Origin of the sequence: Pseudoalteromonas sp. SR43-5 (assembly GCF_014163835.1) — a bacterium.
GTDB lineage: Bacteria > Pseudomonadota > Gammaproteobacteria > Enterobacterales > Alteromonadaceae > Pseudoalteromonas > Pseudoalteromonas distincta.
The window spans coordinates 1-749 of the sequence record NZ_JACJEA010000077.1 but is presented as its reverse complement, the minus strand read 5'-3'; the positions used below and the strand labels follow the sequence as shown (position 1 = coordinate 749).

1 protein-coding gene is annotated in these 749 nt (G+C 39.1%); it reads left to right on the top strand.

Annotation, left to right across the window (positions count from 1 at the left end; genetic code table 11):
- Positions 1-87 precede the first annotated feature (87 nt).
- Positions 88-749, top strand: a 662-nt coding sequence (locus tag H5090_RS20545) for a transposase (RefSeq protein ID WP_182696631.1), incomplete at its 3' end; no start/stop codon positions are given.

Genomic DNA, 749 nt, shown 5'->3' with positions numbered 1-749 from the left:
CAATAAACAAGACACCCATCTTAATTTTGCAGTTTAGCAAACGTAGTACTAGGCTTTTGTCAGTATAAAAAACAAGCAGGGTGTCTTATGGCAATTGCAAGAAAGCGTCAAGTAAGTTTGGTTGATACAAAATATTATCATTGTATTTCACGGTGTGTTCGTCGTGCATTTTTATGTGGTGAAGATCACTTTACAGGTAAGTCTTACGAACATCGACGAGGCTGGGTTGAAGATAAGCTAATTGGATTAGCGAAGGTATTTTGTATTGATGTGTGTGCTTATGCCGTAATGAGTAATCATACCCATTTAGTCCTGTATGTTGATGATAAAAAAGCGAATAGGCTAAATGATAAAGCGATTGTTATTCGTTGGCATAAGCTCTGTAAAGGCACTGTACTTACGCAAAAATACATGGAGGGCGAAAAGCTAAGTAAAATAGAACTCATATTTTTTAATCAAACAGTAAAAGAATATCGAGAGCGCCTATCAAGTATTAGCTGGTTTATGCGGTTGTTAAATGAAAGCATTGCTCGTAGAGCAAATAAAGAAGATAACTGCACTGGCAGGTTTTGGGAGGGGCGCTTTACGTCTCAAGCATTATTAGATGAAGCAGCCCTTGCTGCCTGCATGGCGTATGTCGATTTAAACCCCATTAGAGCCAAAATGGCTAACACCCCAGAGGAGTCAGACCATACCAGCATCAAACAACGCATAACACAGGCAAAAGAAAGCAAGCAACCAAAACAACT